Raw genomic sequence first — 8235 nt, 5'->3', positions numbered from 1 at the left:
CTTGGTCGTGGGATATTGGGCCCCCTTGGGCGCGCGTCCCCCCCATGTTGGGTTCCCCCCGGGGGGGTGCGGGGCCCCGCCGGGCGCCGCCGGGGTGGGGCGGCCCCGGACGGTTCGAGCGGTTCGGCTCAGACGTTGACGCCGAAGTCCTGCGCGATACCGCGCAGGCCCGAGGCGTACCCCTGGCCGACGGCGCGGAACTTCCACTCGTCGCCGTTGCGGTACAGCTCGCCGAAGACCATGGCGGTCTCGGTCGAGGCGTCCTCGGAGAGGTCGTACCGGGCGATCTCGGCGCCGCCGGCCTGGTTCACGACGCGGATGAACGCGTTGCGCACCTGGCCGAAGGACTGCTGGCGGTTCTCGGCGTCGTAGATCGACACCGGGAAGACGATCTTGGCGACGTCGGCCGGCACCGTGGCCAGGCTGACCTTGACCTGCTCGTCGTCACCCTCGCCCTCACCGGTGAGGTTGTCACCGGTGTGCTCGACGGAGCCGTCGGCGCTCTTCAGGTTGTTGAAGAACACGAAGTCCTGGTCGTTGCGGACCTTGCCCTCAGCGCTCACCAGGATGGCGCTGGCGTCGAGGTCGAAGTCCGTACCGGTGGTGGTGCGGACGTCCCAGCCCAGACCGACGGTCACGGCGGTGAGGCCAGGGGCCTCCTTGGTCAGCGAGACGTTGCCGCCCTTGCTGAGGCTGACTCCCACGAGTCCCTCCATGTGGTTTCCAGGGGCAGCGCCCCCAGTCGTGCGTTGGCATCGGATCAACGAGTGGATCCTAGTGACGGGTTCCCGCTCGAAACAGTCGATTCGCCCGGTGAATCCGGGTGTCGGGTCCCGGAGGGCTGCCGGATCGCACCGCGGGCGGGTCCCGTCGGCGCTCCCGGCGGAGCTCAGATCGCTTCGAGGGCCTTGACGTACTCGCCGAGGTCGCGTGCGTCCGGCAGGGCGTTCACGACGGTCCAGCGGACGACGCCCTCCTTGTCGATGATGAAGGTGCCGCGCACCGCGCAGCCCTTCTCCTCGTCGAACACACCGTAGGCACGGGAGGCCTCGCCGTGCTTCCAGAAGTCGGAGAGCAGCGGGTACTCCAGGGACTCCTGCTCGGCGAAGACGCGCAGGGTGTGGATGGAGTCGTTGGAGACGGCGAGGAGCTGGGTGTCGTCGTTGACGAACGCCGGAAGGTTGTCGCGCAGCTCGCCGAGCTCGCCCGCGCAGACGCTCGTGAAGGCGAAGGGGTAGAAGAGCAGCACCACGTTCTTCTCGCCGCGGAAGTCGGAGAGCCGGACGGTGCGCCCGTGGTTGTCCTTGAGCGCGAAATCCGGGGCCTCGGTGCCGACCTCGATCGCCATCGCGTACGCATCCCTTCGACGGGGCCCTGACCTTGGGCCGAACCGGTGAACCCCACCCTACGGCCTGTCCGCGCGAGCTCCCGCGAGGCCCGGCGGCCCGGCGGGCCCGCGCGCACGAAAGCCCCCGCCGGGGGACCGGCGGGGGCTACTCGCAGCGTGGTGATCAGCGCTTGGGGGCGGTCAGGCGGGTGCCCGTCCAGTCCTTGGCGACACTGATGCTCTTGGTCTGGGAGAGACCAGCTGTCTGCGCGGCATCGTTGATGTCGCTCGGCTCGATGTAGCCGTCGCGGCCGGTCTTCGGCGTCAGCAGCCAGATGGTGCCGCCGTCCTCCAGAAGACCGATGGCGTCCACCAGGGCGTCGGTGAGATCGCCGTCCTCGTCGCGGAACCAGAGCACGACGGCGTCAGCGACGTCGTCGTAGTCCTCGTCCACGAGCTCGGCCCCGATGATGGACTCGATGCCTTCACGGAGATCGTGGTCGACGTCGTCGTCGTAGCCGATCTCCTGGACCACCTGTCCGGGCTCGAACCCCAGCCTGACGGCCGGGTTGGTCCGCTCCTCCGCGTGGTCCGCGGTCGCGCTCACGGCTTGCCTCCTGCTCATTCGGTAAATGCTTGGGCCGCGCGTATGCGCGCGGCGCTGGCCGTAGTCCACACGTGCCGGGGTGGATCGCGCAAGTACCCGGCCGTGGAGACCGCCGAAACGGTGACGTTTGGGGCCGTCTCGCCGCAACTTCCGGCACCGCAGGGACCCCGCTCCGTGATCAGGCACACACGATTCATCCCGGTTTAAGGACTTCTGAGGTTTCAGTCTGCCGAACGCCCGGACGAAACGCATGCGCGGGTTGAGCGTAAGGTTGCGATTTGACCGCACCCAGACACGTGGAGGACACCGCTGGGGGTTACCCCTCGGTAAATGTGACGTCTGGCGCACACGGGGTACACGATGGACATCCCGACCACTTCGTGGCCTCGTGGGCACCACCGAACAGCGAAGGAAGAGCGTGGCTCCCGGATCCGATCGCAACCCGATCATCATTGGCGGCCTTCCCAGCCAGGTCCCGGATTTCGACCCGGAAGAGACCCAGGAATGGCTCGACTCCCTCGACGCGGCCGTGGACGAGCGGGGCCGTGAACGGGCCCGCTACCTCATGCTCCGGCTGATCGAGCGGGCCCGCGAGAAGCGCGTGGCCGTGCCCGAGATGCGCAGCTCGGACTACGTCAACACGATCGCGACCAGGGACGAGCCCTTCTTCCCCGGCAACGAGGAGATCGAGCGCAAGGTCCTCAACGCCACCCGGTGGAACGCGGCCGTCATGGTCTCGCGCGCCCAGCGTCCGGGGATCGGCGTCGGCGGCCACATCGCGACCTTCGCCTCCTCGGCCTCGCTGTACGACGTCGGCTTCAACCACTTCTTCCGCGGCAAGGACGAGGGCGACGGCGGCGACCAGATCTTCTTCCAGGGGCACGCGTCGCCCGGCATCTACGCCCGCGCGTACCTCCTGGACCGGCTGAACGACACGCAGCTCGACGGCTTCCGCCAGGAGAAGTCGAAGTTCCCGAACGGGCTCTCGTCGTACCCGCACCCGCGGCTGATGCCGGACTTCTGGGAGTTCCCCACGGTGTCGATGGGCCTCGGCCCGCTCGGCGCGATCTACCAGGCCCGGATGAACCGGTACATGGAGGCGCGCGGGATCGCCGACACGTCCAAGTCGCACGTCTGGGCCTTCCTCGGCGACGGCGAGATGGACGAGGTCGAGTCGCTCGGCCAGCTGTCCATCGCGGCCCGTGAGGGCCTGGACAACCTCACCTTCGTCGTCAACTGCAACCTCCAGCGCCTCGACGGCCCGGTGCGCGGCAACGGCAAGATCATCCAGGAGCTGGAGTCGATCTTCCGGGGCAACGGCTGGAACGTCATCAAGCTGATCTGGGACCGCTCCTGGGACCCGCTGCTCGCGCAGGACCGCGACGGCATCCTCGTCAACAAGCTGAACACCACGCCGGACGGCCAGTTCCAGACGTACGCCACGGAGACCGGCGGCTACATCCGCGACCACTTCTTCGGCGACGACCACCGGCTGCGGGCGATGGTCGAGGGCATGAGCGACCAGCAGGTGCTGCACCTGGGCCGCGGCGGTCACGACCACAAGAAGATCTACGCGGCCTACGCGGCGGCGAAGGCGCACGCCGGCCAGCCGACGGTGATCCTCGCCCAGACCGTCAAGGGCTGGACGCTGGGCCCCAACTTCGAGGGCCGCAACGCGACCCACCAGATGAAGAAGCTGACGGTCGACGACCTGAAGCGCTTCCGCGACCGGCTGCACATCCCGGTGACCGACCGGCAGTTGGAGGACGGCCTGCCGCCGTACTACCACCCGGGCCGGAACTCCGAGGAGATCCAGTACATGCACGACCGCCGCAAGGCGCTGGGCGGATACGTCCCCACCCGTGTCGTGCGGGCGAAGCCGCTGGTCCTCCCCGGCGACACGACCTACGCGGCCGCCAAGAAGGGCTCCGGGCAGCAGTCGATCGCCACCACGATGGCCTTCGTCCGCATCCTGAAGGACCTCATGCGGGACAAGGAGATCGGCAAGCGCTTCGTGCTGATCGCCCCCGACGAGTACCGCACCTTCGGCATGGACGCGTTCTTCCCGAGCGCCAAGATCTACAACCCGCTGGGCCAGCAGTACGAGGCGGTGGACCGCGAACTCCTCCTCGCCTACAAGGAGTCGCCGACCGGCCAGATGCTGCACGACGGCATCTCCGAGGCCGGCTGCACGGCCTCGCTGATCGCCGCCGGTTCGGCGTACGCCACGCACGGCGAGCCGCTGATCCCGGTGTACGTCTTCTACTCGATGTTCGGTTTCCAGCGGACCGGCGACCAGTTCTGGCAGATGGCCGACCAGCTGGCCCGCGGCTTCGTGCTCGGTGCCACCGCCGGCCGGACGACCCTGACCGGTGAGGGCCTCCAGCACGCGGACGGCCACTCCCACCTGCTGGCCTCGACCAACCCGGCCTGCATCGCCTACGACCCGGCGTACGGCTTCGAGATCGCGCACATCGTCAAGGACGGTCTGCGCCGCATGTACGGCTCCGAGGCCGAGGACGTCTTCTACTACCTGACCGTCTACAACGAGCCGATCCAGCACCCGGCCGAGCCGGCGGACGTGGACGTCGAGGGCATCCTCCAGGGCATCCACCGCTTCAAGCCGGCCGAGGCGGGCACCATCCCGGCGCAGATCATGGCCTCCGGTGTCGCCGTGCCGTGGGCGATCGAGGCGCAGCGGATCCTGGCCGAGGAGTGGAACGTCCGGGCCGACGTCTGGTCCGCGACCTCCTGGACCGAGCTGCGCCGCGAGGCCGTGGCCGTCGAGGAGCACAATCTGCTCCACCCGGACGAGGAGCAGCGCGTCCCGTACGTGACGCGCAAGCTCCAGGGCTCCGAGGGCCCGTTCGTGGCGGTCTCGGACTGGATGCGGGCGGTGCCGGACCAGATCTCCCGCTGGGTGCCGGGCCCGTACGGCTCGCTGGGCGCGGACGGCTTCGGCTTCGCGGACACGCGGGGCGCGGCCCGTCGCTACTTCCACATCGACGCCCCGTCGATCGTGCTGGCCGTGCTGACCGAGCTGGCCCGTGAGGGCAAGGTCGAGCGCTCGGCCCTGAAGCAGGCGGTGGACCGCTACCAGCTGCTCGACGTGGCGGCCGCCGACCCGGGCGCCGCGGGCGGCGACGCCTGATCCGGCAGCCCTCGGGCCGCCCTCGGAGTAGCCCTCGGAGCACCCCTCCGGGGGTTCTCCGGTAGCACGGCGCACCTGGTGAGGGGCGGTGGGACCTCGGTCTCGCCGCCCTTCGGCGTTCTCTACGATTCCCCGCATGAAGGATCGCTGGGAAGAACGCACACAGGCTCCGCTGCTCGTGCTGGCCGTGGCGTTCGGCGTCGCCTACGCCGTGCCGATCGTGGCTCCCGGCGCCGCACCCTGGGTGCACCGGCTGTGCACCCATGTCGAGTGGGCGGTCTGGGCGGCCTTCGCCCTCGACTATCTGGTCCGGCTGGCCCTCGCCCCGGCCCGCTGGGCCTTCGTCCGATCCCACCCCCTCGACCTGCTCGCGGTCCTGCTGCCGATGGTGCAGCCGCTGCGGCTGCTGCGGGTCGTCTCCACCCTCCTCCTCGTGGGCCGGCGGGCCCGGATGGCCCCTCAGATAACGCTCACCACCTACGTGGCGGGCGCGGTCGTCGGGCTGATGATGTTCGGCTCGCTGGCCGTGCTGCACGTCGAGCGGGACGCGCCCGACGGCAACATCAAGACGCTCGGGGACGCGGTCTGGTGGTCGTTCACCACGATGACCACGGTCGGCTACGGCGACCACGCCCCCACCACGGGTCTCGGCCGGGTCCTCGCGGTGGGCCTGATGCTCTCGGGCATCGCCCTGCTCGGTGTCGTCACCGCCAACATCGCGGCCTGGTTCATCTCCCGCTTCGACCGCGACGACGCGGTGGAGCGCCGTCAGACCGAACTCCTCGAGGCGCTGACCCGGGAGGTCCGCGAACTGCGCGCGGAGGTCGCGCGGCTGTCGGTGGCGGCCGGGTCCGCGCCGGCAGAGACCGCACCGGCTGGGGCGGTACCCGCAGCGGCAGCACCGGCTGCGGCCGCCCCCGCAGCGCCCGTACCGGCCGGGGCTCCCGGGCCGGAGCCCCAGGACGTCCCCGCGCCTACCGCTCCCAGAGCTTGAACGCTCTGACCTCGTAGGGCGTCTGCGGCACCCACGTCCCGCGCCCCGGGTAGGTCTCGAACTCCCCCGCCTCCGCGCACTCGGCCGACTGGTACGTGGTGACCGGCCGTCCCGTGCGGTTGGCGAGGGACTGGGCCGAGGTGCCAGGCGGCAGCGCGACGCAGCTCTCGATGTCGGTCGTCGCCAGCTCGTGGCTCTGCGCCCTGCCCTTGAAGTCGGGCTTGGACCAGAGGCAGAGCCGCCCCGGCCCACAGGCCCCCAGTGCGGTCCCGGACGGTGCGGCCGCCGCCGGGACCGCGAGGAAGGCGGTCAGGACGGCCGCGACGACCAGTGCCGTCTTCGTATACACGTACATGCTGATGATCCCCCGTTCAGTCACTCTCCGTAACCAAAATCATCGCGGAGGTCACCCTGAGACGGAAGAGGGGCCGCCCCCGTTCACGCGAACGGGTGACGGCCCCTCATGGGAACCCCGAATCGTCGGACCGCGGGGACCCCGCGGGACGCCGGACCGGACGTCAGATGTGACCGCCCATGCCGCCGGCCTCCGCGTTCTCGCCGCGCTTGGTGAGCGTGGCGACGAGGGCGGCGACGACGGCGACGACACCCGCGACGGTGAAGGCCAGGCCCATGCCGTCGAGGAAGGTGTCGTGGATGACGCCGGTGATCTTCTGGAGGACGTCGGGGGTCATCCCCGGCGCCTGGGCCAGCTCCGGCGGGGCCATGCCGAACTCGGCGGCCTGCTCCAGCTGCGGGTTGACCGGGGCCGGGATGCCGGCGTCCTTCCAGTTGCCCTCGAAGGCGCCGGCGACCTTGGAGGACATGACGGCGCCGAGCACCGCCGTACCGAGCGCGCCGCCGACCTGCATGGCGGCCTGCTGGAGACCGCCGGCCACGCCGGAGAGCTCCAGGGGCGCGTTGCCGACGATGACCTCGGTGGCGCCGACCATGACCGGGGCGAGCCCGAGACCGAGCAGGGCGAACCAGAGGGACATGACGAAGGTGCCGGTGCCGGCGGAGAGCGTGATCATGCCGAACATCGCGACGGCCGTGCAGACCATGCCGCCGACGAGCGGCACCCGAGGGCCGAACTTGGTGATCAGCGCGCCCGCGAGCGGCGAGGAGACGATCATCATCGCGGTCAGCGGCAGGAGGTGCAGACCGCTGTCGACCGGGCTGAGCCCCTTCACGCCCTGGAGGTAGAAGGTCACGAAGAACAGGCCGCCCATGAAGGCGAAGGCCATCAGGACCATCAGCACCACACCGGCCGAGAGCGGCACGGAGCGGAACATGGCCAGCGGGATGAGCGGCTCCTTGACCTTGGTCTCCCAGAAGGCGAAGACCGCGAAGAGCAGCACCGCGCCGAGCAGGCCGCCCCAGGTCTTGCCGCTGGACCAGCCCCAGGACTCGCCGGCCTTGATGAGGCTCCAGACGAGGGAGGCCATGGCGCCGGAGAGCAGCAGGATGCCGAGGACGTCGAAGGAGCGCGGCGCGTTCTCGGCGCGGTGGTCCTTGAGGATGACCAGGCCGAGGACGAGCGCGACGATGCCGACCGGCACGTTGATGAAGAAGACGGACTGCCAGCTGACGTGCTCGACGAGCAGGCCGCCGACGATCGGGCCGCCCGCGGTGGACGCGCCGATGACCATGCCCCAGATGCCGATGGCCATGTTCAGCTTCTCGGCGGGGAAGGTGGCGCGCAGCAGGCCGAGCGCGGCCGGCATGAGCAGGGCGCCGAACAGGCCCTGGAGGATACGGAAGGCGATCACGGCCCCGATGGAGTCGGAGAGGCCGATGGCGCCGGAGGCGAGGGCGAAGCCGGCGATGCCGATCAGGAAGGTCTGCCGGTGGCCGAAGCGGTCACCGAGCTTGCCGGCGGTGATCAGGGCGACGGCCAGCGCGAGCAGATAGCCGTTGGTGATCCACTGGACCTGGGCGAGGGAGGCGCCGAGGTCGGTCTTGATGGCGGGGTTGGCGATGGCGACGATCGTGCCGTCGAGCGCGACCATCATCACGCCGACCGCGACTCCGAACAGCGTCAACCACGGATGGCCACGCAGTCCCTTCGCCGGGGCCGGTACGGGTTCCCGGGCATCCCCCTGACCCTGCGGGGCCTTTTCCACGGTGATCTGACTAGTCATGCGAACGAGGCTAGT

The 8235-nt window shown here is 69.9% G+C and carries 7 protein-coding genes; 2 read left to right on the top strand and 5 right to left on the bottom strand.

What is annotated here, in order from left to right; all coding sequences use genetic code 11:
- Nucleotides 1–128 precede the first annotated feature (128 nt).
- The 3 genes from ACFQ79_RS23315 to ACFQ79_RS23305 form a co-directional block, all read right to left on the bottom strand.
- Nucleotides 129–704, bottom strand: coding sequence for a TerD family protein (locus tag ACFQ79_RS23315; RefSeq protein WP_015033386.1), 576 nt, complete (start codon nt 702–704; stop codon nt 129–131).
- Nucleotides 705–889: 185 nt separating this feature from the next.
- Complete coding sequence (locus ACFQ79_RS23310) at nt 890–1348, bottom strand: peroxiredoxin (RefSeq protein WP_383586470.1); 459 nt, start codon at nt 1346–1348, stop codon at nt 890–892.
- A 163-nt stretch (nt 1349–1511) separates the two neighbouring features.
- Entirely contained in the window at nt 1512–1934 is a 423-nt protein-coding gene (locus ACFQ79_RS23305) for a DUF3052 domain-containing protein (protein WP_030321821.1), read from the bottom strand.
- 418 nt (nt 1935–2352) lie between these two features.
- Here ACFQ79_RS23305 and aceE point away from each other — a divergent pair, with 418 nt between their 5' ends.
- Together aceE and ACFQ79_RS23295 are read left to right on the top strand one after the other, a co-directional pair.
- A complete protein-coding gene (gene aceE / locus ACFQ79_RS23300) occupies nt 2353–5085 on the top strand; it encodes a pyruvate dehydrogenase (acetyl-transferring), homodimeric type (protein ID WP_383586468.1) in 2733 nt (910 codons plus the stop codon).
- 136 nt (nt 5086–5221) lie between these two features.
- Nucleotides 5222–6079: a potassium channel family protein gene (locus ACFQ79_RS23295; protein ID WP_383586466.1), complete on the top strand. Its 858-nt coding sequence runs from the start codon at nt 5222–5224 to the stop codon at nt 6077–6079.
- Here the strand turns inward: ACFQ79_RS23295 and ACFQ79_RS23290 are convergent.
- Nucleotides 6060–6434, bottom strand: a complete 375-nt coding sequence (locus ACFQ79_RS23290) for a peptidase inhibitor family I36 protein (RefSeq protein WP_383586464.1) — start codon at nt 6432–6434, stop codon at nt 6060–6062. The two genes, ACFQ79_RS23295 and ACFQ79_RS23290, sit on opposite strands and share 20 nt — an antisense overlap.
- Nucleotides 6435–6597: 163 nt before the next feature.
- On the bottom strand, nt 6598–8220 hold the full coding sequence (locus tag ACFQ79_RS23285; RefSeq protein WP_383586462.1) for an MFS transporter: 1623 nt from the start codon (nt 8218–8220) through the stop codon (nt 6598–6600).
- Nucleotides 8221–8235: the final 15 nt, after the last annotated feature.

It is taken from the genome of Streptomyces sp. NPDC056480 (assembly GCF_042795405.1).
Taxonomy (GTDB): domain Bacteria; phylum Actinomycetota; class Actinomycetes; order Streptomycetales; family Streptomycetaceae; genus Streptomyces.
This window is presented reverse-complemented; position numbering and strand designations above follow the sequence as displayed.